This is a genomic window from Paraburkholderia sp. BR13444 (genome assembly GCF_040948755.1).
Taxonomy (GTDB): domain Bacteria; phylum Pseudomonadota; class Gammaproteobacteria; order Burkholderiales; family Burkholderiaceae; genus Paraburkholderia; species Paraburkholderia youngii.
In genome coordinates, this window is the sequence record NZ_JBFPKM010000002.1 from 715,672 (window position 1) to 740,790 (window position 25,119).

Here is a 25,119-nt window from a genome sequence, read left to right on the forward strand (position 1 = left end):
CACGGAGAGATCACATGTTCTGGGAGAAAAAGCTGGCGCAGTGGGTTGAAGATGTCAAAACCACAGCTAACCTGCCCGCACGCCTCGTGCTGTGGGACGGTCAGCAACACGACTTCGGGCAGTTCGCCGCACCCCAGGTCACGCTACACGTGAAGAGCGCAACCGCGCTGCCCTATCTGCTCGAACCGAGCCTCGACAATCTTGGCGAAGCCTATGTGAAAGGCAAGATCGACATCGAGGGCAAGCTGTCGGACATCATCAATATCGGCTATCAGCTCGCACACAGTACCGTGACGAGCGCCGGCAAGCTTGCGCGCGTGCGGCGCTACTTCAATCATTCGAAGACGTCGGATAAAAAAGCCATCCAGTATCACTACGACGTGTCGAACGAGTTCTACAAGCTGTGGCTCGACGAGAACATGGTCTACTCGTGCGCGTACTTCGAGACCGGCACCGAAGACCTCGCAACGGCGCAGCTGAAGAAAATCGATCACATTCTGACCAAAATCCAGCTGCAGCCCGGCCAGCGTCTGCTCGACATCGGCTGCGGCTGGGGTGCGCTCGTGCTGCGCGCCGCGCAGAAGTTCGGCGCGAAGTGCGTCGGCGTCACGCTGTCGCAGAACCAGTTCGATCTCGCCACCGCGCGCGTCAAGGCGGCGGGCCTCGAGAAACAGATCGAAATCCGCCTGCAGGACTATCGCGACATCCCGGGGCAGTTCGACCGCATCACGAGCGTCGGCATGTTCGAGCACGTCGGCCGCAAGAACCTGCCCGGCTATTTCCAGAAGATGCACGATCTGCTCACCGACGACGGCATCGCGATGAACCACGGCATCACGTCGAGCGACGCCGATAGCGGCGAAACCGCGCTCGGCGGCGGCGAGTTCATCGACCGCTACGTGTTCCCGGACGGCGAGCTGCCGCATATCAGCCTCGCGCTGGAATCGATGCAGCGCGGCGGACTCGAGCCGATTGACGTCGAAAGCCTGCGCCGTCACTATGCGCACACGCTCGACATCTGGGCGGAAAATTTCGAAGCCCACGCGGATCAGGCGCGCAAGCTCGTCGACGACGAAAAATTCCGCATCTGGCGCGTGTATCTGGCTGGCTGCGCGTATGCGTTCGAAAACGACGACGTGTCGATCTTCCAGGTGGTGTGCCGCAAAGCCGGCCGCAGCGCGAAAACCCTGCCGTGGTCGCGCCGCTACATGTACGAAAAACCGCTGTGACCGTGCTGTGACCGGTTACGCCGCGGCGGCGTGCATGAAGCGCGCGCCGCTGCGCATTTCTGATCAACAGCAGGCCGGACATTGATGGACCAGAGCAGGACGAGTGACGTTGAAGAGCCGTTGAACGGCAAGGACGGCAGCGCGGACGATGCGGCGCACGACGCCGCGCAGCAGTTCGATCTGTTCGGGATGCCGGTGGAGGCTGCTGTAGAAGCGCCGGCCGTGTCCACGAGCGAGGCCGACTCCATCGCAAGCGCTGCCGCGCAGCCAGAGCGCAAGCGTGCGCCGAAGCCCGCAAAGGCCAACGCTGCCGCGTCGCTGTTCGAAGACGCCGCCCCGCCCGACAGCCCCGCTGCTGAACCAGCCTCCGCACCCGTCCCCACCGACGCCCCGAAGAGACGCCGCGGCCGCGACGTGCTCGCCGCGCCGCCCTCGCCCGAACTGCTCGCGCTCGCGGCGCAATTGCCGCCACAGATCCACCTCGGCACGTCCACATGGTCGTTCCCGGGCTGGAGCGGCATCGTCTATGGCGACGACTACAGCAACAGCAAACTGTCGCGCGAGGGCTTGAGCGCGTACGGCGCGCATCCGCTGCTGAAGACGGTCAGCATCGACCGCTCGTTCTACCAGGCGCTGACGGTCACCGAATACCTGCGCTACGCGCAGCAGGTGCCCGAGCACTTCCGCTTCATCGTCAAGGCGCCGATGACGATCACCGACGCCACCGTGCGCGCCGAGCGCGGCGAGCCGGTGTCGCTGAACCCGTGCTTTCTGAACGCGCAGATGGCGATCGACGACTTCGTCGCGCCCTGTGTCGAAGGCCTCGGTGCAAAGGCCGGCGCGCTGGTGTTCCAGTTCTCGCCGCTGCCGGATCAGATGCTCGCGCAGCCGGCGGAGCTCATCGAGCGTCTGGGAGAGTTTTTCAGCGCGCTGCCGAGGCTGCCCGACGGCAGTTGCTACGCGGTCGAGATTCGCGACGCGAGTCTGCTCACGCCACGCTTCATCCGGATGCTGAAGACGGAGGGCGTGCGCTACTGCGTCGGCATTCATGCACGGATGCCCGATCCGCTGCGACAGGCCGCGGCGCTCGCGCTGCTCGACGGCGAGCCGGCCGGTCCGTTGATCGTGCGCTGGAGCCTGCACGGCGGCTTCAAATACGAACAGGCGAAGGCGAAGTACGAGCCGTTCAACCGGCTCGTCGACGAAGATCCGGCGACGCGCGCGTCGCTCGCCGAGCTGGCCGCGCGCTACGCGCTGGCCGGTCAGCCGGTGGTGATCGCGGTCAACAACAAGGCGGAGGGATCGGCGCCGCTCAGCTGCGTGAAGCTGGCCGAAGAGATTATCGAAGCCTGCGTGCGTGTCACCCAAGGACGCGGGAATGATGGCGCCGGCGTTGATGACGCGCGGTCGCAAGCACAGGAACCGCAGTGACGAACAGCAGCGGGCGTTCTTGCGTATCCGCCCGCTGCCGACTCCGATCCTCGCGCTGCGCCGTTAGCGCGCCTTGATCCGATGCGCGAACTTCTGGCGGAACTTCGCGACCTTCGGCGCGACCACGAACGAGCAGTAGCCCTGATTCGGATGCTGCGCGAAATAGTTCTGATGGTAAGCCTCGGCGGGCCAGTAGTTGTCGTCGAGCGGCAGCACCTCGGTCACGATCTTGCCGTCGTAGATGCCCTGTTCGCCGATCTCGCGAATCGCCTGCAGCGCGGTTTCGCGCTGCGCATCGGAATGCGTGAAGATCACCGAACGGTATTGCGTGCCGACGTCGTTACCCTGCCGGTTCACCTGGGTCGGATCGTGGATTGCGAAGAAGATGTCGAGAATCTCGCGATAGCTGATCTTCGCCGGATCGAAGTCGACCCTGACCACTTCCGCGTGACCGGTGTCGCCGTCGCAGACCTGCTCGTAGCTCGGACGGCGCGTGTGACCGCCCGCGTAACCCGACTCCACCGCGTTGACGCCCTCGACGTCCAGATACACCGCTTCGAGGCACCAGAAACATCCACCGCCGAGCGTTGCCGTCTCGTTCATAAGCTTCACCCCAGGATCAGATCCACACAATGATCGGCAGTCGGCCTGCGCAGCGCCGCCGGGTCTGCCACCGCATCCGAATATATGGCCGAAAACGCGGACTAAAAGGCACAACTGATGCACCCGTCGCGCGGCGCCGTTTGCAACGCGTCGCGCCATTCCACGCGAATCCCGCAGTGCAGATATCGAGTATAGAAAGGGCGTCGCGCGACGGGTGAATAACCATGCAGCACAACAGCAAGCGCCGCGCCCAGGCGAACGCGTGTTCAGTGAAGCGAAGCGAAAAATGCGGCGAGACGAAGCATGACAATCGGCGTGTCCGCACGAAACACGGCGGCCGGTTCGTTCTCGACTGTGAACGAGCGAACGCCGGATTGCGCACCGTACGCAACGTCGTGCGGCGCGCGCGGCGATTACAGTTAAAATTGGCGGAAATCGATGATTTTCACCATGACTTTCGAAACATCCGCTGCCAGCCGCACATATCCGCGTTGTTATCCGCGCCTCGATTCGCGCTTAAGTCCGTCTTTCACACGGCGCGCGCCGGGGACCCTGCCCCGATGAAGAGCGCGAGCCCACCCAACTTCGACCAGTCCGCGTTTAGACAGGCGCTCAGCCAGTTCGCGACCGGCGTCACCGTGATCACGACGCGCGCCGCGTCCGGCCAGCTGATCGGCATCACGGCCAGCTCGTTCAACTCGGTGTCGCTCTCTCCGCCGCTCGTGCTGTGGAGTCTCGCGACGCGCTCGGCGTCGATGCCGGTGTTCCGCGCCAACAGTCACTACGTGATCAATGTGCTGTCTTCGACGCAGCTCGATCTGTGCAAGCGCTTCGCGACCGTGAAGGGCGACCGCTTCGAGGGCGTATCGCACGCGGCGGGCGACACCGGCATGCCGGTGCTCGACGGCGCGCTCGCGTGGTTCGAATGTCATAACCGCAGCCGCTACGACGAAGGCGACCACGTGATTTTCGTCGGCGAAGTGGAGCGCTGCGGCGTGCACGAAAATGCCGCGGACATGCTGCCGCTCGTGTTCCAGAGCGGACAGTTCCACGGCCTGAAGCCGCTTTGAGCGGCGCGGCGCGCCCCTCGCGTCGGTAGTGCTTGTCGGTCGGACGCGCCAAAAACGGCGCGCCCCCTCGTCATCGTCAACGGTCGCTATGCGTGGCCCCGTGCCCGCTGCTCTTCTTCACGAGCGACACCGGCACGCCCGAATCTTCCTTCAGCGTTTCGAGCACGATGTTCGAGCGGATGTCCATCACGCCCGGCGCCTTGTACAGGCGGTTGAGCACGAAATCCGAATAGTGTTTGAGGTTGTGCGCGAGCACGCGCAGCAGGTAGTGGGTTTCGCCGGTCACGACGAACGCGCCGACCACTTCGGGCCAGTCGCGCAACGCCTCGGCAAAGCGCTCGTGCCAGTTCTGCTGGTCGTTGCGCATGGACACCTGCACGAACGCTTCCAGCTCGAACCCCAAAACTTCGCGGTTCAGACACGCGCGGTAGTGTTCGATGACGCCCTGCTCCTCCAGCAGACGCAGGCGTCGCAGACAGGCTGATGGCGACAGCGAGATGCGCTCCGCCAGGTCGAGATTGCTGATCCGTCCTTCCTGCTGAAGCACCGTCAAGATACGGCAATCGGTGGCGTCGAGCGAGATCGCGTTCATATTCGGTCTCCCTTTCCGGTTTGGCTCAAATTATGTTCCAAGACACGGCTGGTTAGGAGATTTTTTCGCAATCACATTTCACGGCTTGACCTCTATCATTTAGAGATAGTCACCTTCCGTCGAAACCGTCATGCGAGCACTCTGGGACATCACCCCCGCCGTCGATCCCGCCACGCCCGTCTGGCCGGGCGACACGCCGGTCGGCATCGAACGCGTCTGGCGCATGGAGGCTGGCTCGCCGGTCAATGTCGCGCGTCTGACGATGTCGCCGCACACCGGCGCGCATACCGATGCGCCGCTGCACTACGACGCCGACGGCGCCGCGATCGGCGACGTGCCGCTCGACCCATATCTCGGTTTATGCAGAGTGATTGACTGTATCGGCGCGTCGCCTGTTGTGACGCCACAACACCTGACCGGCTCGCTCGACGATCTGCCGCCGCGAGTCTTACTGCGCACTTACAGGAATGCGCCGACGCGCGAGTGGGACAGCGCGTTCTGCGCGGTCGCGCCCGAGACCGTCAATCTGCTCGCCGCGCGTGGCGTGAAGCTGATCGGCATCGATACGCCATCGCTCGATCCGCAGGAATCGAAGACGATGGACGCGCATCACCGCATTCGCGCGCACCGGATGGCGATTCTCGAAGGCATTGTGCTCGACGCTGTCGAACCCGGCGACTACGAGCTGATCGCGCTGCCGCTGAAGCTGACCACGCTCGACGCGAGCCCGGTGCGCGCGGTGCTGCGCGCACTACCCGGCTCGCGCCAGGCCACGCCCGCGGCGAGCTACTGACCCGACAACCCAACCCATCGAACCACCATGAACCATCGTGACGAAGCCGTGGCGCTCGACAGCGCCGACCCGCTCGCAGCGCTGCGCGACCAGTTCGCGCTATCGCCGACGACTATCTATCTCGACGGCAACTCGCTCGGCGTACCGCCGGCCGCCGCCGCGCAGCGCGCGCAAACCGTGATCGCCGCCGAATGGGGCGAAGGGCTGATCCGCAGCTGGAACAAATCCGGTTGGTTCGTGCTGCCGCGCCGGCTCGGCAACAAGCTCGCGCCGTTGATCGGCGCAGCCGAAGACGAAGTCGTGATCACCGACACGATCTCGATCAACCTGTTCAAGCTGCTGTCGGCCGCGCTGCGGCTCGCGAATGCGCGCGATCCGCAGCGTCGCGTGATCGTTTCCGAGCGCTCGAATTTCCCGAGCGATCTGTATATCGCGCAGGGTTTGATCGAACAGCTCGATCGCGGCTACGAGCTGCGCCTCGTCGACGATCCGTCCGAGCTGCCCGACGCGATCGGCGCCGACACCGCGATCGCGATGATCACGCACGTGAACTACCGGACCGGCTATATGCACGACATGGCCGCGCTGACGAAGCTGATCCACGACAGGGGCGCGCTCGCGCTATGGGATCTCGCGCATTCGGCGGGCGCGGTGCCGGTCGATCTGAACGGCGTCGGCGCCGACTACGCGGTCGGCTGCACCTACAAGTATCTGAACGGCGGCCCCGGTTCGCCCGCGTTCGTGTGGGTGCCCAAGCGCCACCAGAACGAGTTCGCGCAGCCGCTGTCGGGCTGGTGGGGGCATCGCGCGCCGTTCGAAATGAATCCGACGTATCAGCCCGACAACGGCGTAGGCCGCTTCCTGTGCGGCACACAGCCGATGGTGTCGATGGCGCTCGTCGAATGCGGGCTCGACGTGTTCCTGCAAACCAACATGCAGGCGGTTCGCGAGAAGTCGCTCGCGCTGACCGATCTGTTCATCGAACTGGTCGAGACGCGTTGCAGCGAATTTCCACTGAAGCTCGTGACGCCGCGCGAGCATGCGCAGCGCGGCTCGCATGCGAGCTTCGAGCATCCGCACGGCTACGAGGTGATGCAGGCGCTGATTGCGCGTGGCGTGATCGGCGACTATCGCGAGCCGCACGTGCTGCGCTTCGGCTTCACGCCGCTGTACACGCGTTTCGTCGACGTCTGGGACGCCGTCGAAACGTTGCGCGACGTGCTCACCCGCGAGGCCTGGAAAGCTCCTGAATTCGCCCAGCGCGGCGCCGTTACCTGAGGACGACAGAATGACCGATCACATGCACACGCCGGGCTTGCCAGAAGAAACGGCGGCACAACGCTGTCCGTTCGGGCACGCACAGACGGCTTCGGCGCCGGCATCGAGCACGACCGATAGCGGCTGGCACGACGCGCAGCTCGACTTCTCGGAGTCGATGAGCTACGGCGATTATCTGTCGCTCGGCACGGTGCTGGACGCGCAGCATCCGTTGTCCCCGGATCACAACGAGATGCTGTTCATCATCCAGCATCAGACGAGCGAGCTGTGGATGAAGCTCGCGCTGTACGAGTTGCGCGCGGCGCTCGCGGCCGTGCATCGCGACGAGCTGCCGCCGGCGTTCAAGATGCTCGCGCGCGTGTCGCGGATCATGGAGCAACTGGTGCAGGCGTGGAGCGTGCTCGCGACGATGACGCCGTCTGAATACACGGCGATGCGGCCGTACCTCGGCACTTCGTCGGGCTTCCAGTCGTATCAGTACCGGCAGATCGAGTTCCTGCTCGGCAACAAGAACGAGCAGATGCTGAAGCCGCATGCGCATCGCGCCGACGTATACGCGCAAGTGAAGGCATCGCTCGAAGCACCGTCGTTCTACGACGAAGTGGTGCGGCTGCTTGCGCGCCGCGGCTTCAAGATTTCGCCCGCGCGGCTCGAACGTGACTGGACCAGGCCTACTGAACATGATGCGTCGGTGGAGGCCGCGTGGCTCGAGGTGTATCGCAATCCGTCCGAGCATTGGGAGCTGTACGAGATGGCGGAAGAACTGGTCGATCTCGAGGATGCGTTCCGCCAATGGCGCTTCCGACACGTGACGACCGTCGAGCGCATCATCGGCTTCAAGCAGGGCACCGGCGGCACTAGCGGCGCGCCGTATCTGCGCAAGATGCTCGATGTCGTGCTGTTCCCGGAGCTTTGGCATGTGCGGACGATGCTGTAACGGTTGGCGCGTGTCAGACAGGGTATGACCGGCAAATCACGGCAAGCGTAATGCCGCGGTTATTCCCGCTTGTTGCATAACAGGCACCGTTCATCGGGCTGAGGAAAGTTCGGAGTTCTCCGACTCTTGAGAGATGGTCAGCATGGCAGCATCGGAACCCCATAAAAAACATCAGAGGGTTTCGATATGCCCGGTGCCGATAACGCCGAAGGAGTGAAGGTTGTACTGAGTGCTCCGCAACTCGCGGCCGTGCTATCTCGTCAGTCGATCAGCCAGTCGGAAATGCTTTCCAACCGGCTTTGGGGCGGTTTACAGGTCGTCGGCGGCGTGCTGGAAATGGTCGGTGCGGGTGCGCTTTGCGCTTTGCCAGATCCGACGATGGCGAGCAAAGCCGGGTGTGTCGTGTTCGGGGTGCTCAGTGACTGATTTCGAGTGAATGCCGATACATGAGCTACGACAATCTAGCTCAATTGATCGGAGTCTACTTCAATGAAGATTCCGACTACTGGGGAGACACAATTGAAGCGTTGGTTCGGGCTTGTGTAAGCAGATGCACGCCAGAAATGATTAATGCGAAGGTGGCCGACATAGACCGATTCAAGAGAGATCACGCTGGAAATCTTGACGCTGCGTTCGAACAGGAATTCGGCAGGCAGTTCGATCCGACGCTGTGGGGTCACACCACCGAATCTTTTCTTGACGAGCTTAAGCGTCTCCTTCTAAGTGAGTAAGCCTGCGCTTCAACGGGGGCCCTCGACGCCGCGTCGCTCAGCGTTGATTCCGCGTGGACATTGATCTATGAGATACGAAAATTTGTTTCAATTGATTTGTGGCCGTTTCCATGAAGATTTCGACTTGTTCGGAAACACAATTGAAGAATTGGTTTTGTCTTTTACATGCGAATGCACACCGGAAGAGATTAACGCTACGGTGGCCGAGATAGACCGATTCAAGAGCGATCACTCGGGGAACCTTGACGCAGCGTTTGAGGAAAACTTTGGCTATCAGTGCGACCCGACACTGTGGGACAAGACCACTGAGTCTTTTCTCGACAAACTTAAACGTCTTCTTCTGAGTGAGTAGCCTGCACTTCCGCCCGCCGGACGGCCCCGCCGTCTGGCGGGGCTTCCGTCTACTTTCATTTCACCAGGCAACCGACGGCGCTTGACACCCCCTAGCGCGCGGTATAACCACCATCAATCGGCAAACACACCCCGCTAACCATCGACGCCGCATCGCTCAACAAAAACAGAATCGGCGCCGCGACCTCGGCGGATTCAGCAAAGCGCCTGAGCGGAATCGCCTGCAACGCAGGATCGCGTTTGACGGGATCGCTCCACGCCAGCACCGCCATCGGCGTCAGCGTGACCGTCGGGTTCACGCTATTCACCCGAATCCCGTGCGGCCCCAGCTCGATGCACAACGCGCGCGTGACCGCATCGAGCGCCGCCTTCGACGCCGAATAGCTCAGATGATCGTCGAGCGCGACGAGCGCCGCCTGACTCGAAACGTTGACGATGCTGCCCGCGCGCCCCGCGTCGAGCATGCCACGCGCGACGTGCTTCGCGACCAGCACCGCGCCGCGCGCATTCACCGCCATCACGCGATCGAAGCTCGCGGCCGTGGTATCCACCGCGCGTTCCAGCAACGCGATGCCCGCGCAATTGACGAGCCCGTCGAACGGTTCGAGCGACGCGAATGCTTCGTCGATTGCGGCTTCGTCGCTAACATCGAGCTTCAACGGCTCGCAGCCGGTTTCCTCGGCGAGCCGCGCGAGCTCGTTCACGTTGCGCGCGGCCGCGACGACCGATGCGCCGCTCGCGCACAGCGCCGCGACCGTCGCGCGGCCGATGCCGCTGGAGGCGCCCGTCACCAGGATCGAGCGTCCGGAAAAATCGAAAGTAGCGTTCATGATGATTGCAAGCGATGCATGACCGGCTTCAACGCCGGATAGAGATCCACGTAGACACCGAAGCGCTGCTCGTATAGCGCCATGCGCCGTGCGTCGGGCTGCGCGCGCTCGATCAGCGTGACCCAGCCGCCTTGCGCCGCTTCGCGCGACACGAGGCCGACGCCGAGCGCGGCGAGCAACGCCGCGCCCATCGCCGCTTCCACGTCCTGCTCGATCGTGTAGACCGGATAGCCGGTGACATCGGCGATGATCTGCATCCACAGGTCCGAATGCGCGGCGCCGCCCACGACGATCAGCTTGTCGTCGAGCGATTGCGCGCCTTTGTGCCCCGCCTCGATGTTGTGTTTCAGCGCGAACGACACCCCTTCGAGCACCGCGCGATACAGATGCGCACGCGTATGAAACAGCGACAACCCGACGAACGCGCCGCTCGCCTTCGCATCCCACACCGGACTTCGCTCGCCCATCAGATACGGCAGGAACAGCACGCCGTCGGCACCGGCCGGCACTTGCGCGGCCGTTTCTTCAAGCAGCCGATGCGGATCGCCATGCGGTGTCGCGCGCGCGGCCTCGATCTCCGCGTGACAGAACTGCTCGCGATACCAGCTGACCGACGCGCCCGCGGTAATCGCCCCGCCGAATACGTAGATATCGTGCTGCCCGTTGAAAACGTGCGGCATGCTGACCAAACCGTGGCGCGCGTCGACACGCTGATTGATATAGCCCCAGCACATGCTGGTGCCGATCATCGCGACGTGCTGCCCGGCGCGCGTGACACCGGCCGCGAACGTCGCCATCGCCGCATCGACGCCGCCCGCGACGATCGCCGTGCCTGCATCGAGCCCAAGCTGCGCGGTCCATTGCGACAACAAGCCGCCCACCACCTCCGACGATTCGACGAGCCGCTCCGGCATCATCGTCGCGGGAATGCCGAGCATGTCGAGCGCTTCGTCCGACCAGTCGCGCCGCGCGATATCGTAGACGCCGCCGATATTGCCAGCCGAGCTGTGATCGACGGCGACCTCGCCGGTCAGCATGTAGATCACGTACGCGTTCGGCGGCAGGAAGTAGCGCGTATGCGCCCACACGTCCGGCTCGTTCTCGCGCAGCCACAGCATCTTCGTGTAGCCGTAGTAGCTGTCTACCCCATTACCGGTGATCGTATGGAGCCGTTCGAGATCGACGTTCTCGCGCACCCAGTCCACCTGCGCGGTCGCGCGCCGGTCCATCCAGATCAGGCACGGTGCGAGCGGCCGCATGTCGTTATCGACCGGGATGCCAGAGCCGCCGTACAGGCTGCTCACGCACAGCGCCTTGATCGCACCCGGCGCGATGCCGGCCGCCTTCGCCTCGCCGACGCACGCGGCCACGCATTCAACCACGGCCTTCAGCCATACCGCGGGCCACTGCTCGGCCCACAACGGCTTCGGCGTATCGGGTTGATAGCTCGACGCATGCTGCGCGACGATCGCGCCATGCTCGTCGACCAGCAACGCTTTCGTGCTCTGCGTGCCGATATCGACGCCGATGACGTAGTTCATAGAGTCTCCGTTGAAACGCCGCACACGAGATTCATGCGCGCGGCTTCATCAGCACCTTGATCGAGTCGAGCGAATTCGCGATCCTGATCGCTTCGTCCCATTCTTCCAACGAAAAGCCGTGCGTGACGATGCCCTTCGACGTGACAAGTCCGCGCGCGAGCAGATCGATCGCGATCGGATAGCAATAAGGACCAAGGTGCGCGCCGCGCACGTCGAGTTCCTTGCGATCACCGATCACCGACCAGTCGAGCGTCGTATCCGCGCCGAACACCGAGAATTCGACGAAGCGCCCGAGCTTGCGGATCAGGTCCATCCCCTGGTTCACGCCGATCGGCGCGCCCGTCGTTTCAATATAGACGTCGCAGCCGTAGCCGTCGGTCAGCGAACGAATGATCGCGAGCGCGTCGTCCTTCTGAGGATTGATCGTCACGTCCGCGCCGTATTCGCGAGCAAGTGCCAGGCGTTCTTCGACGAGATCGATCACGACGAGCTTCTTTGGCGTCTTCAGATGCGCGACCTGCGTCATCATCAGACCGAGCGGCCCCGCGCCCGCGATTACGACGACGTCGTCGAGTTGCAGATCGCCGCGATTGACCGTGTGAATCGCGCACGCGAGCGGCTCGATGATCGCTGCGTCTTCGAGCGAGATGCCGTCGGGAATCTTGTGGACGATCGCGGTCGGCGGAATCCGCATGTACTCCGCCATGCCGCCGTCAGCGACCTCGCGCTGAAAGCCGAAGATGTTGTGCACTTCGCACATCCAGTACTGGCCTGATTTGCAGTAGCGGCACTTGCCGCACGGCACGATCTGCTCGGCGATCACGCGCTCGCCTTTTTGCACGCCGAAATGCTCGGCCGCGCCCTCGCCCAGTTCCTCGACATAGCCAAAGAACTCGTGGCCCGGAATCACCGGCGCCTTGACCCACGGGCTCGGGCCGCCCCAGAACATCTTCGCGCCCGAATGGCATTTGCAGTCGCTCGCGCAGATGCCGCACGCGGCGATGCGGATCACCAGCTCGTGCGCGCGGGCGCGTGGCTTCTGCACCTGCTCGACGCGATAGTCTTTCGGTGCATGACAGACGATGGCGGTCATGTTCTGCTGGTCGGATGGAGTCGTCATTGCATGGTCCTGCAAAAAAGATGGGGGGAAGTGAGCGTTACTTTCTGCGGTCGCGGCTGATATAGATCGCGAGCAGAATGATTCCGCCCTTGATCACGTTCTGCACGTATGGATTGACGCCGACCATGTTCAGGCCGTTATTCAGCACACCGAGTAACAGCGCGCCGATCAGCGTGCCGATGATCGAGCCGCGTCCACCGGAGATTGACGTGCCGCCCATCACGACGGCGGCGATTGCGTCGAGTTCGAAGCCGACGCCGGCGTTCGGCTGGCCGCTCATCAGACGCGCGGTCAGCACGATCGCGGCGAACGCGGACGTCAAGCCGGCGATCGTGTAGACGATCAGCTTCACGCGCGCGACACGCACGCCGGACAAGCGCGTCGCCTGCTCGTTGCCGCCGATCGCATAGACGTAGCGGCCGAACGGCATCCGTTCGAGCAGCACCCATGCGATCACATAGATCACCGCCATGATTACGACCGGCGCCTGGATGCCGAGAATCTTGCCGCTGCCGAAGAAGCTGACCCATTCGGGCAGACCGTCGATCGGGTAGCCCCCGGTGTAGATCAGCGCGAGGCCGCGCGCGATACCCATCGTCGCGAGCGTGACGATGATCGGCGGCATGCCGGCGAACGCGACGAAAAAGCCGTTGGCCGCGCCGAAGCCGAGACCGACCGCGAGGCCGATCGCGAGCGCGGCCACCCCGTTCATGCCCGCGACCATCAGCCCGGCCGACAGCGTGCCCGCGAGCGCCATCACCGAGCCGACCGACAGATCAATGCCGCCCGTCAGGATCACGCAGGTCATGCCGACCGCGATGATCGCGTTGATCGACACCTGGCGCAGCACGTTCTCGATGTTTGCGGCCGACAGAAAGCTATCGCTCGCGAACACCATCACGATGCAGACCACCAAGAGGCCGATGAACGGATAGAACAGCGTCGAGCGTTTCAGCGCGGCCCAGGTGAAGCGCACCGGCGCGCCCGGCGTGTCGCTGCTGACGCTCGATGTTTTCGGTGAAGAGGAAGGATTAGGCATGTTCATGAGAAGCTCCAAGCGAACCGGCGGTCGCATAGGTCATCACGGCGTTCGATTCGATCGCGTCGCCTTCGAGCAGCGCTTCGATGCGGCCCTGCCGGAACACGGCGACGCGGTCGCACATGCCGACGACCTCCGGCAACTCGGACGAGATCATGATGATCGAGTAGCCGCGCGCGGTCAGTTCGCGCATCAGCAGATAGATTTCGGCCTTCGCGCCGACGTCGATGCCGCGAGTCGGTTCGTCGAAGATCAGGATGTTGGTGTGGTGATTGAGCCAGCGCGCGATCACGACCTTCTGCTGATTGCCGCCCGACAGCGTCGCGACTTCGGTGTGCATCGTCGGCGCCTTCACGCCCACGCGCTTCATGATGTCGGCGGTCGCGCGCGCCTCGCTGCGCTGGTCGATGAAGAAACGCAGCGACCGGTACTTGCCGAGGTTGTTGATCGAGATGTTCTGCTTGATCGAGAAGTCGGTAATGAGCCCTTCGGTCTTGCGGCTCTCGGGCAGAATGCCGACGCCCGCGCGCAGCGCATCGGCCGGATCGGCGAGCTTCGCGGCGGTGCCGTTGACACGAATCTCCTTCACGTACGCGCGCTCCGCGCCGATCACCGCGAGCGCGGTCTCGGTGCGCCCCGAACCGACGAGTCCCGCGAAGCCGAGAATCTCTCCTTCGCGCAGCGTGAAGCTCAACTCGGGGCTGTCTTTGAACAACTGCAAGCGCACGACGTCGAGCACGATCTTCGCATCGGCGCGCGGCGCCGGCTTCGGCGGAAAGCTGCTTTCGATGCGGCGTCCCACCATCATCTGCACGAGCCGGCTCACGTCGGATTGCGCGACCTCGGTCATGCCGACGTACTGGCCGTCGCGCAGCACCGTGATGCGGTCGCACACCTCGAAGATCTCTTCGAGATGGTGCGAGATAAAGATCATCGCGACGCCCTGCTGCTTCAGCTCGCGCATGATCGTGAACAGATGCGCGGCTTCGGCCGGCGTCAGCGTCGCGGTCGGTTCGTCGAGAATCAGCACGCGCGCATCGAGCGACAACGCCTTGCCGATTTCGACGAACTGCTGCTGCGCAACGGACAGTTCCCTGATTGGCACCGACAGATCGATCGCAACGCCAAGCCGCTTAAAAATCGCGGCCGCCGCGCGGCGCATTCTGGCGCGTTCGAGCAGGCCGAAGCGATTGCGCATTTCACGGCCGAGAAACATGTTCTCCACCGCGTTCAGATACGGAATCAGGCTGAACTCCTGAAACACGATACCGACGCCCGCGGCCACCGCGTCGTGGTAGTTCGCGAAGTGGCGTGGCTCGCCGTCGAGCGTGATCGTGCCTTCGTCCGGCTGATAGATGCCGCACAGAATTTTCATCAGCGTCGATTTGCCCGCGCCGTTCTCGCCGAGCAGCGCGTGAATCTCGCCACGCGCGATCTCCAGGTGAATGTCTTGCAGCGCCTTCACACCGGGAAAGCTCTTGCTGATGTTGTCGAGCTTCAGAAGCGTATCCATCGCGAGTTCCTTTGCTGCGCACCGCCGCGCATGATCGCCACGCGTGGCGGCCTGCGCTTGCCTTACCAGCTGAAGCCCTTCGCGTTGCTCTTGTCGATCATTTTCACGTCGACCGGAATCGCTTTCGGCACATTGGCGCCCCACTTCTTCGCGAGCGCGATGCCGAGCGCGATGCGCACCTGGTCGGCCGGGAACTGCGCCGACGTCTCGACGAATTTCGAATCCGGCTTCTGAATCGCGGCGATCGCCTCAGGCGCACCATCGACGCTCGTCAGCTTGATGTCCTTGCCCGACGATTCGATCGCCGACAGCGCACCCATCGAACCGCCGTCGTTGACGCTGAACACGCCCTTCAGATTCGGATGCGCCTGGATCATGTTCTCGGTGACGGACAGCGCGGTCGCGCGTTCCTGCTTGCCGTTCTGCGTATCGACGAGCTTCACGCCCGGCGACTTCGCGAGCGCCGCCTTGCAGCCGCGCACGCGTTCGAGAATCGGCACGACCGGAATGCCGTCGAGAATCGCCACCTCGCCGCTGCCGCCGATCGACTTCGCGAGGTAGTCGCAAGCCATCACGCCCGCGTCGTAGTTCTTCGAGCCGACGAACGAATCGACCGGGCCGTTCGCGTTCGCATCGACCGCGACCACGACGACGCCCGCCTTCTTCGCCGACGTGACCGCCGACTGGATGCCGGTCGAGTCGGTCGGATTGACGAGCAGGATGTCGATCTTCTTTTGCAGCATGTCTTCGACGTCGCTGACCTGCTTGCTGACGTCGTGATGCGCGTCGGTGACGACGACGGTCGCGCCGGTCGACGCGGCCGCGTCGTTCAGCGCTTTTTGCATCGTCACGAAGTACGGGTTGTTGAGTTCCTGAAACGTCATGCCGATTTTCAGCGGCGCGGCCTGCGCGGTCTGCGCAGCCGACACGGCGACGAGCGACAAACCGAACGCGAGCGCGCAGATGCGGCGCGCGAACATCGTCGAAGAATTGAGCGAAAGAGTAGACGGCTTCATGGTTGTCTCCATTTTTTGAAGTGAGCACGCCCCCTCGCGCTGTGGGCGCACAGCGCGATCGATGCGTGTTGAAACGCGAGTGGACTAAAACAGCGGACTACCGGGCGGGCACTATGTGACCGGATATGCGACGCCGCTACGCGGCAAGCCCGGCGCGAGCACGATCGCCGGCGCGTTGTCGATGCCCCGGCCACGCGCGGCCGCTTGCTCGGAAGCGTCGCGGCTCGCATCGTTCAGTTGCTGATAACGGCGGAACGTCGATGGCGCCATGCCCTTCATGGCCAGAAACTGCCGGTTGAAATTCGACAGGTTGTTGAAGCCCGCCTTGAAGCAGATGTCGGTCACGCTCAGTTCGCCGTCGGTCAGCAACTGGCACGCGAGATTGATGCGCATGCGATTCACGTACTGCACGAAAGGCAGCCCGGTATGGCGGCGGAAATAACGCGAAAACGCGCTGACGCTCTGGCCGGCGAGTTGCGCAAGCTCCGACTCGCGCAATTCGTTCGAGAGGTTTTTGCCGATATACGCGAGCACATGATTGATGCGGGTCGCCGCGAAACTGGTCGGATCGGCCTGGTATGCGGGACTCGCGAGCGTGTCGCGATCCGGCGCGTTCATCAGGATCTCGAGCATCGACATGAACAGCACGAGCCGGCGCAGTCCGCGCGCCCCGAGCAGTTCGAGAAAGAGTGGCTTGATTTGCGCCGAGGTCTCGTGACCGAACGACAGGCCGCGACGCGCATCGGCAAGCATCGCCTCGACCTGACGCCACTCCGGAAAACTCTCAAGACAGTTCGACACGAACTCCTGGCCGAACTGCACGACCAGATTGCGCTGCGCGACGCTCTCGCCTTCGGGCACGTCGCTGACCCAGTTGTGCGGCAGGTTCGGCCCCATCAGCACGAGATTGCCGGGCGCGAAGCTGCCGATGTGATCGCCGACGAACATCTTGCCAGTCGTCGCGACGATCAGATGGATCTCGTACTCCGGATGAAAGTGCCAGCGCACCGTGCGATACGGATAGCCATGCGACCACACTTTGAACGACTCGTCGTGGCGTACGGCCACGATTTCGAGATCAGGTTGCACTGTCTGCCTCCATGAAGCGGCGCATGTGAGGCGCCGCCGATCTTGATCTTGTAAAGCGAAAAGTAACCGCCAAACGCGTTGGCGACCACTTAAAAAGAAACCGCGGACCGATACTTTTTTGCACTGGGGTTAATCCGGACGCGCGCGTGGTCAAATTTGACGCAATGCAATATGAGGGGCGCAGCGCGTGTTCCAGCCTCGGACACTGCTCGCTGCCGCCCGCGCATCCAGCATGCCGCGCTGCGCCATCAAAACCCCGCCCCGTTGCCTTGACTTTCGTTTCGCCGGGTACGATCATTCGCTCACATACAGAGCAAATGCTCTGCACGCACAAAACGCGCGCCACGAGCGCCGTAGTTTCCGGAGACACGACATGAACAGCGGGCAAGGCAGCGGCGCGGCCGCACACGTGATCCTGCATATCGGCGCGGGATCGTTTCATCGCGCGCATCAGGCGTGGTATCTGCACCGGCTGAACGAAGCGGGCGCGGCCAGCGAGCCGCACTGGTCGCTGACCGTCGGCAATATCCGCGGCGACATGAACCCGGTGCTCGAAGCGCTCGCTGCGCAGAACGGCGTCTACACGCTCGAAACGGTCACGCCGCAAGGCCAGCGCGCCTACGAGACGATCCGCTCGATCGAGCGCGTGCTGCCGTGGAGCGAAAGCCTCGATGGGTTGATCGAAGCGGGTGCCGATCCTGCCTGCAAGATCATCGCGTTCACCGTGACCGAAGGCGGCTATTACCTCGACGAACACGACCGGCTCGACACCGCGAATCCCGATCTCGCCGCCGACCTCGCAGGCGGCCACAAGACGATCTATGGCGCACTCGCGGCGATTCTCGGCGCGCGCGTGAAACGCGGCGCTGGACCCGTCACGCTGCAGACCTGCGACAACCTGCGCAGCAACGGCGAGCGCTTTCATGCGGGCATGAGCGAGTTTCTCGAACGACGCGGCGCGAACGAACTGGCGCAATGGTTCGACGACAACACCTCGTGCCCGTGCTCAATGGTCGATCGCATCACGCCGCGTCCGACGCCCGACGTGCGCGAGCGCGTGAAGGCCGCGACCGGCGTCGACGACGCGAGCCCGGTGATGGGCGAAGCGTTCATCCAGTGGGTGATCGAAGATCGCTTCATCGCGGGACGGCCGGCCTGGGAGAAGGTCGGCGCGGAACTCGTCGATTCGGTGCTGCCGTACGAAGAAGCGAAGATCCGCATCCTCAACGCGACGCATAGCTGCATTGCGTGGGCGGGCACGCTGGTCGGCCTGAACTACATCCACGAAGGCACGCTCGACGCCGACATCCGCCAGTTCGCATACGACTACGTGACCGAGGACGTGATCCCGTGTCTGACACCGAGCCCGCTCGATCTCGAACGCTATCGCGACGTCGTGCTCGAGCGCTTCAGCAATCCGCATATTCTCGATACGAACCAGCGCGTCGCCGCCGATGGCTTCTCGAAGCTGCCCGGCTTCATCGCGCCGACACTCGCCGAATGCTTCGAGCGTGGCGTCACGCCGGCGGCGACCGCGATGCTGCCCGCGTTGTTCTTCCGCTTTCTGGAGCGCTGGCACACGGGCAAGCTGCCCTACGCGTATCAGGACGGCCTGATGGACGAGCGCGTCGCGCACGGCTTTTTCTCGGCGCCCGATCCGCTGCGCGCATTCGCGGCCGACCGGCTGCTGTGGGGCGGCATGGCGCAGACGCCCGAGCTCGAAGCGGCGCTCGCGGGCGCGCTCGCGCGTGTCGACGCTTGGCTCGCGAAACGCGGCGCGGCTTGACGAGCCAGGCTTAATGCGCATGACAGCGCGCGCGATGTGCGGATAAAGTAGCGCATCTCCAACGACGAAGGTTTCGCTCCCATGTACCTAGGCATCGACCTCGGCACGTCCGAAGTGAAAGTTCTGCTGCTCGCCTCCGATGGCCGCGTGATCGGCACCGCAGGCTCGCCGTTCACCGTTTCGCGTCCGCACCAGCGCTGGGCCGAGCAGAATCCCGAAGACTGGTGGGCGGGCACGCGCAGCGCGCTCGCCGCGTTGCGCGAGCGTCATCCCGACGAGTTCGCGCAGATTCGCGGCATCGGCCTGTCGGGGCAGATGCACGGCGCGGTGCTGCTCGACGCGGAGAATCGTGTGCTGCGGCCCGCGATCCTGTGGAACGACATGCGCAGCGACAAGGAATGCGCGGAGCTGACCGAACGCGCGCCGGATCTGCACAGCGTCGCCGGCAATCTGGCGATGCCCGGTTTCACCGCGCCGAAGCTGCTGTGGGTCGCGCGTCACGAACCGGAGATTTTCGCCAGGACTGCCTGCGTGCTGCTGCCGAAAGACTATCTGCGCCTGCAACTGACGGGCGGGAAGGTGTCCGATCCGTCGGACGCGGCCGGCACCTTGTGGCTCGACGTCGCCAAACGCGATTGGTCCGATTCGCTGCTCGCTGCCTGCAACATGACGCGCGCGCAGATGCCTGCGCTTCGTGAAGGCAGCGCGCCGGCCGGCACGCTGCTGCCGGAACTCGCGCGCGAATTCGGCCTGCGCGACGACGTGATCGTCGCGGCCGGCGGCGGCGACAATGCGACCAGCGCGATCGGCATCGGCGCGACGCAGCCGGGCGACGGCTTCGTGTCGCTGGGTACGTCGGGCGTGCTGTGCGTGGTCGGCGACAGCTTCCGGCCGAACCCGGCTTCCGCCGTGCACGCGTTCTGTCATGCGATCCCGGACCGTTGGCATCAGATGAGCGTGGTGCTGTCGGCGGCGAGTTGTTTGCGCTGGGTCTGCAAGCTCACGTCGACCGACGAGCCGACGCTGCTCGCCGAAATCGAGGCGCTGCCCGCCGAGGCGTTGACCACCGCGCCGCTCTTCTTGCCGTATCTGTCGGGCGAGCGCACGCCGCACAACGACCCCTACGCGCAAGGCGTATTCTTCGGCATGACTCACGCCACCGACCGCGCGCTGCTCGGCTATGCGGTGCTCGAAGGCGTGACGCTCGCGCTGACCGACGGCCTCGACGCGCTGCGCGCGGCCGGCACCGAAGCGAAAGTGCTGTCGCTGCTCGGCGGCGGCGCACGCAGCGATTACTGGGCCCAGTTGCTCGCCGATGCGCTCGACACCGTCACCGTCAAGCATGGCGGCGGCGAAACCGGCGCGGCGCTCGGCGCGGCGCGTCTTGGCTGGCTCGCCGCAGGTGGCGAGCCAGCCACCGTGCTGACCAAGCCGCCCGTGGAAAAGGAGTTCACGCCGAATCCGCGCCGCCACGCGGAATTGCGCACGCGCCTCGCAGCGTATCGCGCGCTGTATCGCCACGTACGGCCGCTGTTCGATCCTGCCCGCGCCCCGCTCGCCTGAGCGTCATCCGCGGCCGGCCTGCGCGACAGACGCGCCGCCGGCCGCTATCATCGGCACACTTCAAGCGAAATCTCATCGTGCCCAGGTCCACAGAAAAACTCGATCTCGCCACGCGCGCCGCGTGGCTTTACTACGTCGCGGGCAATACCCAGAACGAAATCGCCGAGAAGCTGCAGGTGTCGCGGCCGGTCGCGCAGCGGCTCGTCGCATTCGCGGTCGAAAAGAACCTGATCCGCGTGCGGGTCGATCACAAGCTCGCCGATTGTCTGTCGCTCGCCGATCAGCTGTCGAAACGCTACGGCCTCAGCATGTGCGAGGTCGTGCCGATCGATGGCGATACACCCGAGGAACTCGACCGCAAGCTCGCGGTGGCCGGCGCGCAGGTGATGGAGCGTTATCTGACAGCTGAAAAGCCGATGGTCGTCGCGGTCAGCAGTGGCCGCACGCTGAAGGCCGCAGTCGATCAGATCGCGCAGCTGGACCGTCCGCAGCACCGGTTGGTATCGATGGTCGGCGCGATCGCGCAGGACGGCTCCTCGAACCGCTACGACGTCGCGCTGCACATTTCCGAAAAGACCGGTGGCAAGCATTTTCTGCTGCCCGCGCCGCTGCTCGCCGACAGCGAGGCCGAGCGCGCGCAGTGGTGCAATCACCGTCTCTATCGGATCGTCGAGTCGCTCTCCGCGCAGGCCGACGTGGCGTTCGTCGGCATCGGCAACATCGGCATGACCTGTCCGTTGCACGAGGACGGCTTCATCACGGAAGGCGAGGTGAAGGAGTTGATGCACAACGGCGCGGTCGCCGAAATGCTGGGCCTGCCGATCGATGCGGCCGGCGCGCACGTCGAATCGCCGACCGGCCGGCGCGTGACGAGCATCGCGCTCGACGCGCCGCCGCGCCGGCCGACCATCGGGTTTGCGGGCGGACAGCGCAAGCGTGAGGCGTTGATCGCGGTGCTCAAGGGTGGGTGGTTGTCGGGGCTTGTGACGGATGAGTTGTGTGCGCGGGCGGCGTTGGAGGCGTGAAAAAACGCCCGCAGAAGAAGGCGGGCGATCGGTGTAGACGCGCCGCAAGATGGCGCGGTTGGAAGCTTACTCGCTCAGGAGCCTCGTCAACTCCTCAAAAAATGAGGCGGCCGTGCGCCCCCACAGGTCTGGCGAAAAGTCCTGCCCGTAAGTCTCCTCAAATGCCCTGTCCGGGTCAGGGTGCTCGCGCTTGAATCGCCCCATCTCAGACAACATCCTTTCATGCGCGTCCACAGGCGTTCCCTGTTTGTAGCATTCAACGACATCAGCGATTGTGTCTCCTGAAAGTTCGTAATCTTGATTGAGGTAGGCTCCGAAGAAAATGACTGAGCTCTGGATAAGTTGACTGGTTTTCCATGATTTATCTGAAGGCGTCAAATCAATCTTCATCTTCAAACCAGATACAGAAATATTGACCATCTCCACCACTTATAATAATACCCGAGTCAAATGTCGAGTCCGTAAGACCATTCCATGAATTCGACAATGGCGATTCCTTGTTTGAAAAATACCTACTGTCTTTTGATTCATTTTCAGAAATTATTCTTTCAGCAAGCTCTTCCGCTTTACCCCTGTTCATGCGCTCACAATCATAAGCCTGTTCTTTCCATAGCAGATTCGTAAGAATAGCAATGGCCCCGGCTCTATCCTGGGGCATAAGCATCTTCTCGTCGGGCGTCAGGCCGAATTTGGACAGCACCAAGGACAGGTCATCTGAATAGTCCAGTACATCGGAAATTCTGACCATCGTTGGGCCTCTCGCCGCGAGGATATCGGTGATTAAACTCATTTTCACTTCCCTCAATTAAACATCCAAATAAGCGGTGAGAAAGGTAACCGGTGGATTCACGGTCCGTCTATGGGCGAGGGATGATTCGGAGAGAAGGCGCTGTTCGGCGGCCAATACCGGGCCGCCAAAGCTGCTATCGCTGACCGACAGTCAGACGGCACCGCGCTCGCACTATCTGTATCTCCGTTACGACGAAACAGTCGCAACGAGCGTAATGCTTTGGCTATTCCCGCTTCACGCAAAACAGGCACCGCGCATCCGACTACGGAAAATTCGGAGTTGTCCCAATCTTGAGAGGCGGTCAGCAAGTCAGCATTGGAGCCCCACAAAAACACAGGGGGTTTCGATATGCCCGGTGCCGATAACGCCGAAGGAGTGAAGGTTGTACTGAGTGCTCCGCAACTCGCGGCCGTGCTGTCTCGCCAGTCGATCAGCCAGTCGGAAATGCTTTCCAACCGGCTTTGGGGCGGTTTACAGGTCGTCGGCGGCGTGCTGGAAATGGTCGGTGCGGGTGCGCTTTGCGCTTCGCCAGATCCGACGATGGCGAGCAAAGCCGGTTGTGTCGTATTCGGGGTACATGGCTCCGACTCAGCGGCGGCTGGCCTGCGGCAGGTCTGGACGGGTCAGGACACGGCCACGCTGACCCAGCGGGGCACGACTAAACTCGCTGAAGCGATGCAAGCGAGCCCCGACATGGCGAACAATATCGGCCTGTCCCTCGATATCGCCGTGCCATTCGGCTTCGCTGGCTCGATCAGGGCGGCGCGCGCTGCGCGCATAGCAATAGGCCGGATCAACCTGGACATGCATGAAGCGAAGGAGGGCAGCAGGATCGGTGGACATACGCTTTTGAAACATGTCGGAAGGACTGAAGCGCAGTTGCGGGAAAGACTGGTAAATGAGCCGCAGCGGAAAGTCGTGTCATCGTTCACAAACCGCGGAACTGCGGAATTGGCTATATCGGAAGTTATGTCTTCAAACGCAATTAGACTCCGCGCGTGGGCGCAGAATCCGACGCGAGATATTACTCTTACGCTGATTAAGCACGTCGCAGGCGACGTTGGATATAGGATATCGAGGGCAACAGGAAAGTTGACGAAAATGAACAGAGTGACAGTCTTTCTAAGGTACGAACCCTATAATGGCATGCCATATTATGTGCTTACCGCTTATATTGATTGAACGGAAAACGATGTCGCCCGAACGCTACCCCGCGATGCACCGCATATTTCACGTATATTTTGGTCAGGACTTTGACCTTTTTGGCGAAACCATTGCCGAAATCGTGGCTTGTTACAAAAAGGACAGCCCCCACACTTATTCGAATTTGATTCATGAAATCAATTCGTTCATGGATGAGCACTCGGCCGATCTGGATTGTGCGTTTGAAAGAAGCTATGGAGCGGGCTTTGATCCGACGCTGTGGGGACATACCGCCGAGTCTTTTCTTAATGAGCTTAAGCGTCTCATGAGCGAATAGCGTCGCTTTCCCCGAACCGGACGGCTCCCGCCGTCCGGAGGTTTTCCCTGCTTTTATTTCACATCGGGAACCCAAAGCGCCCAACATCCTCGAAAGACAGCGCCTTGAGTGCGCCGTCTGTTTCCGCAATGCGCCATCGCCCGATCACGCCGCCAACACCTCAACAATCTTGCGCTGGAACGCCTTCCCGTCGCTGTCGAACAGATGGCAATGCTCCGGAGTCGCGCCGAGCTTCTGCGTGTTGCCCTTCGCATGACGTTCGAGCGGCGGAATCCGCGCGATCAAACCGTCCGGCGCGACGCTCGACTCCGCGTACAGGTACGCGGCATCGCCGAGAGATTCGACCGTCATCGTGCGTGCCTCGATACCGTCCTCGGTCGTGCTGACGTGCAGGTGCTCGGGGCGAATGCCGACCGTCACCTTGTCGCCCTGCTTGGCCGCGCCGGGCTCGACCAACACCCGCTGCGTCTCGCCGGTCTCGTAACGCACCGCGACACCGTCGCGCGACACCGACTGCACAATGCCTTCCATGAAGTTCATCTTCGGCGAACCGATGAAACCTGCGACGAAACGGTTCGCGGGCGCGTGATACAGCATCGTCGGGCTGCCGACCTGCTCCAGATTGCCCGCCGACAACACCACGATCTTGTCGGCCAAAGTCATCGCCTCGACCTGGTCGTGCGTCACGTAGATCATCGTCGTCTTCAGCTCGTCGTGCAGGCGCGCGAACTCGAGGCGCATCTTCACGCGCAACGCGGCGTCGAGATTCGATAGCGGCTCGTCGAACAGGAACACCTTCGGCTTGCGCGTGATCGCGCGGCCGATCGCGACGCGCTGCCGCTGTCCGCCCGACAACTGCTTGGGCTTGCGATCGAGCAGATGGTCGATATGCAGAATCTTCGCCGCGTTGCGCACGGCCGCGTCGATTTCCGGCTTCTTCGCGCCGGCGAGCTTCAGGCCGAACGCCATGTTGTCGTACAGCGTCATGTGCGGATACAGCGCGTACGACTGGAACACCATCGCGATGCCGCGCTTGGCCGGCGGCACGTCGTTCATGCGCACGGCGTCGATGTTCAGATCGCCGCCCGTGATGTCCTCGAGGCCCGCGATCATCCGCATCAGGGTCGATTTGCCGCAACCGCTCGGCCCGACGAACACGACGAACTCGCCATCGGCGATGTCGAGATTGATGTCGCGCATCACTTCGTTGTCGTCGTAGGCCTTTCTGATGTTGCGCAAGGTTACGCTTGCCATGATGTGTCTCCGTGTAATGCTGTTCGATGCTGTTCGATGCTGCTCGTTACTTCGTGCT

At 62.9% G+C, this 25,119-nt stretch carries 25 protein-coding genes and 1 pseudogene; 14 read left to right on the plus strand and 12 right to left on the minus strand.

Features of this window, described 5'->3' with window-relative positions; translation table 11 throughout:
• The first annotated feature begins 14 nt into the window (after positions 1–14).
• Together AB3X95_RS07670 and AB3X95_RS07675 are read left to right on the plus strand one after the other, a co-directional pair.
• Positions 15–1,229, plus strand: coding sequence for a class I SAM-dependent methyltransferase (locus AB3X95_RS07670; protein WP_368621019.1), 1,215 nt, complete (start codon positions 15–17; stop codon positions 1,227–1,229).
• Positions 1,230–1,313: 84 nt separating this feature from the next.
• Positions 1,314–2,660, plus strand: coding sequence for a DUF72 domain-containing protein (locus AB3X95_RS07675; protein WP_368621020.1), 1,347 nt, complete (start codon positions 1,314–1,316; stop codon positions 2,658–2,660).
• 63 nt (positions 2,661–2,723) lie between these two features.
• Here the strand turns inward: AB3X95_RS07675 and msrA are convergent, their stop codons facing one another.
• Complete coding sequence (gene msrA, locus AB3X95_RS07680) at positions 2,724–3,263, minus strand: peptide-methionine (S)-S-oxide reductase MsrA (RefSeq protein ID WP_176384452.1); 540 nt, start codon at positions 3,261–3,263, stop codon at positions 2,724–2,726.
• Between the two features lie 560 nt (positions 3,264–3,823).
• Between msrA and AB3X95_RS07685 the strand changes: the two genes are divergently transcribed.
• Positions 3,824–4,333, plus strand: coding sequence for a flavin reductase family protein (locus AB3X95_RS07685; protein WP_176105187.1), 510 nt, complete (start codon positions 3,824–3,826; stop codon positions 4,331–4,333).
• A 76-nt stretch (positions 4,334–4,409) separates the two neighbouring features.
• Here AB3X95_RS07685 and AB3X95_RS07690 read toward each other — a convergent pair whose 3' ends face one another.
• Complete coding sequence (locus tag AB3X95_RS07690; protein WP_176105186.1) at positions 4,410–4,925, minus strand: Lrp/AsnC family transcriptional regulator; 516 nt, start codon at positions 4,923–4,925, stop codon at positions 4,410–4,412.
• 130 nt (positions 4,926–5,055) lie between these two features.
• Here AB3X95_RS07690 and kynB point away from each other — a divergent pair, with 130 nt between their 5' ends.
• The 6 genes and pseudogenes from kynB (at position 5,056) to AB3X95_RS07720 (ending at position 9,016) form a co-directional block, all read left to right on the plus strand.
• Positions 5,056–5,718 (plus strand): arylformamidase, encoded by a 663-nt coding sequence (gene kynB, locus AB3X95_RS07695; protein ID WP_368621021.1) that lies wholly within the window; start codon positions 5,056–5,058, stop codon positions 5,716–5,718.
• A gap of 27 nt (positions 5,719–5,745) precedes the next feature.
• Positions 5,746–6,996 (plus strand): kynureninase, encoded by a 1,251-nt coding sequence (gene kynU, locus AB3X95_RS07700; protein ID WP_176365664.1) that lies wholly within the window; start codon positions 5,746–5,748, stop codon positions 6,994–6,996.
• A 10-nt stretch (positions 6,997–7,006) separates the two neighbouring features.
• A complete protein-coding gene (gene kynA / locus AB3X95_RS07705) occupies positions 7,007–7,933 on the plus strand; it encodes a tryptophan 2,3-dioxygenase (protein WP_368621022.1) in 927 nt (308 codons plus the stop codon).
• Between the two features lie 186 nt (positions 7,934–8,119).
• Positions 8,120–8,347 (plus strand): annotated as a pseudogene (locus tag AB3X95_RS07710) (hypothetical protein); the annotation flags it as partial.
• A gap of 32 nt (positions 8,348–8,379) precedes the next feature.
• Complete coding sequence (locus AB3X95_RS07715) at positions 8,380–8,664, plus strand: contact-dependent growth inhibition system immunity protein (protein ID WP_368621023.1); 285 nt, start codon at positions 8,380–8,382, stop codon at positions 8,662–8,664.
• A gap of 67 nt (positions 8,665–8,731) precedes the next feature.
• Complete coding sequence (locus tag AB3X95_RS07720; RefSeq protein WP_018437801.1) at positions 8,732–9,016, plus strand: contact-dependent growth inhibition system immunity protein; 285 nt, start codon at positions 8,732–8,734, stop codon at positions 9,014–9,016.
• A 91-nt stretch (positions 9,017–9,107) separates the two neighbouring features.
• Here the strand turns inward: AB3X95_RS07720 and AB3X95_RS07725 are convergent, their stop codons facing one another.
• From AB3X95_RS07725 to AB3X95_RS07755, 7 genes are all read right to left on the minus strand, one after another.
• The gene (locus AB3X95_RS07725; RefSeq protein WP_368621024.1) at positions 9,108–9,845 is read right to left on the minus strand and encodes an SDR family oxidoreductase; all 738 of its coding nucleotides are present in this window, start codon (positions 9,843–9,845) and stop codon (positions 9,108–9,110) included.
• Entirely contained in the window at positions 9,842–11,386 is a 1,545-nt protein-coding gene (locus AB3X95_RS07730) for an FGGY-family carbohydrate kinase (protein WP_368621025.1), read from the minus strand. The genes AB3X95_RS07725 and AB3X95_RS07730 overlap by 4 nt, the downstream gene beginning before the upstream one ends.
• A gap of 31 nt (positions 11,387–11,417) precedes the next feature.
• On the minus strand, positions 11,418–12,506 hold the full coding sequence (locus AB3X95_RS07735; RefSeq protein ID WP_176105179.1) for an alcohol dehydrogenase catalytic domain-containing protein: 1,089 nt from the start codon (positions 12,504–12,506) through the stop codon (positions 11,418–11,420).
• A 37-nt stretch (positions 12,507–12,543) separates the two neighbouring features.
• Positions 12,544–13,551 (minus strand): ABC transporter permease, encoded by a 1,008-nt coding sequence (locus tag AB3X95_RS07740; RefSeq protein WP_176121728.1) that lies wholly within the window; start codon positions 13,549–13,551, stop codon positions 12,544–12,546.
• Complete coding sequence (locus tag AB3X95_RS07745; RefSeq protein ID WP_368621026.1) at positions 13,538–15,058, minus strand: sugar ABC transporter ATP-binding protein; 1,521 nt, start codon at positions 15,056–15,058, stop codon at positions 13,538–13,540. The genes AB3X95_RS07740 and AB3X95_RS07745 overlap by 14 nt, the downstream gene beginning before the upstream one ends.
• A 62-nt stretch (positions 15,059–15,120) precedes the next feature.
• Positions 15,121–16,074 (minus strand): substrate-binding domain-containing protein, encoded by a 954-nt coding sequence (locus AB3X95_RS07750; RefSeq protein WP_368621027.1) that lies wholly within the window; start codon positions 16,072–16,074, stop codon positions 15,121–15,123.
• Positions 16,075–16,185: 111 nt separating this feature from the next.
• Positions 16,186–17,163 carry an AraC family transcriptional regulator gene (locus AB3X95_RS07755; protein WP_176365657.1) on the minus strand — a complete coding sequence of 326 codons (978 nt, stop codon included), beginning with the start codon at positions 17,161–17,163 and terminating at the stop codon, positions 16,186–16,188.
• A 373-nt stretch (positions 17,164–17,536) separates the two neighbouring features.
• Here AB3X95_RS07755 and dalD point away from each other — a divergent pair, with 373 nt between their 5' ends.
• The 3 genes from dalD (at position 17,537) to AB3X95_RS07770 (ending at position 21,537) form a co-directional block, all read left to right on the plus strand.
• Positions 17,537–18,949: a D-arabinitol 4-dehydrogenase gene (gene dalD, locus AB3X95_RS07760; protein ID WP_368621028.1), complete on the plus strand. Its 1,413-nt coding sequence runs from the start codon at positions 17,537–17,539 to the stop codon at positions 18,947–18,949.
• Between the two features lie 81 nt (positions 18,950–19,030).
• Positions 19,031–20,512: a xylulokinase gene (gene xylB, locus AB3X95_RS07765; protein WP_368621029.1), complete on the plus strand. Its 1,482-nt coding sequence runs from the start codon at positions 19,031–19,033 to the stop codon at positions 20,510–20,512.
• Positions 20,513–20,589: 77 nt separating this feature from the next.
• Complete coding sequence (locus tag AB3X95_RS07770; protein ID WP_176105172.1) at positions 20,590–21,537, plus strand: sugar-binding transcriptional regulator; 948 nt, start codon at positions 20,590–20,592, stop codon at positions 21,535–21,537.
• Between the two features lie 66 nt (positions 21,538–21,603).
• Here the strand turns inward: AB3X95_RS07770 and AB3X95_RS07775 are convergent, their stop codons facing one another.
• Together AB3X95_RS07775 and AB3X95_RS07780 are read right to left on the minus strand one after the other, a co-directional pair.
• Entirely contained in the window at positions 21,604–21,927 is a 324-nt protein-coding gene (locus AB3X95_RS07775; protein WP_184226419.1) for a contact-dependent growth inhibition system immunity protein, read from the minus strand.
• Positions 21,917–22,327, minus strand: a complete 411-nt coding sequence (locus tag AB3X95_RS07780; protein WP_184226420.1) for a hypothetical protein — start codon at positions 22,325–22,327, stop codon at positions 21,917–21,919. Before AB3X95_RS07780 ends, AB3X95_RS07775 begins: the two co-directional genes overlap by 11 nt.
• 348 nt (positions 22,328–22,675) lie before the next feature.
• Here AB3X95_RS07780 and AB3X95_RS07785 point away from each other — a divergent pair, with 348 nt between their 5' ends.
• Both AB3X95_RS07785 and AB3X95_RS07790 read left to right on the plus strand, forming a co-directional pair.
• On the plus strand, positions 22,676–23,509 hold the full coding sequence (locus AB3X95_RS07785; protein ID WP_368621030.1) for an RNase A-like domain-containing protein: 834 nt from the start codon (positions 22,676–22,678) through the stop codon (positions 23,507–23,509).
• A 10-nt stretch (positions 23,510–23,519) separates the two neighbouring features.
• Entirely contained in the window at positions 23,520–23,807 is a 288-nt protein-coding gene (locus AB3X95_RS07790; RefSeq protein WP_176121736.1) for a contact-dependent growth inhibition system immunity protein, read from the plus strand.
• 144 nt (positions 23,808–23,951) lie between these two features.
• Here AB3X95_RS07790 and AB3X95_RS07795 read toward each other — a convergent pair whose 3' ends face one another.
• Positions 23,952–25,061, minus strand: a complete 1,110-nt coding sequence (locus AB3X95_RS07795; protein ID WP_176121737.1) for an ABC transporter ATP-binding protein — start codon at positions 25,059–25,061, stop codon at positions 23,952–23,954.
• Between the last annotated feature and the right edge of the window lie 58 nt (positions 25,062–25,119).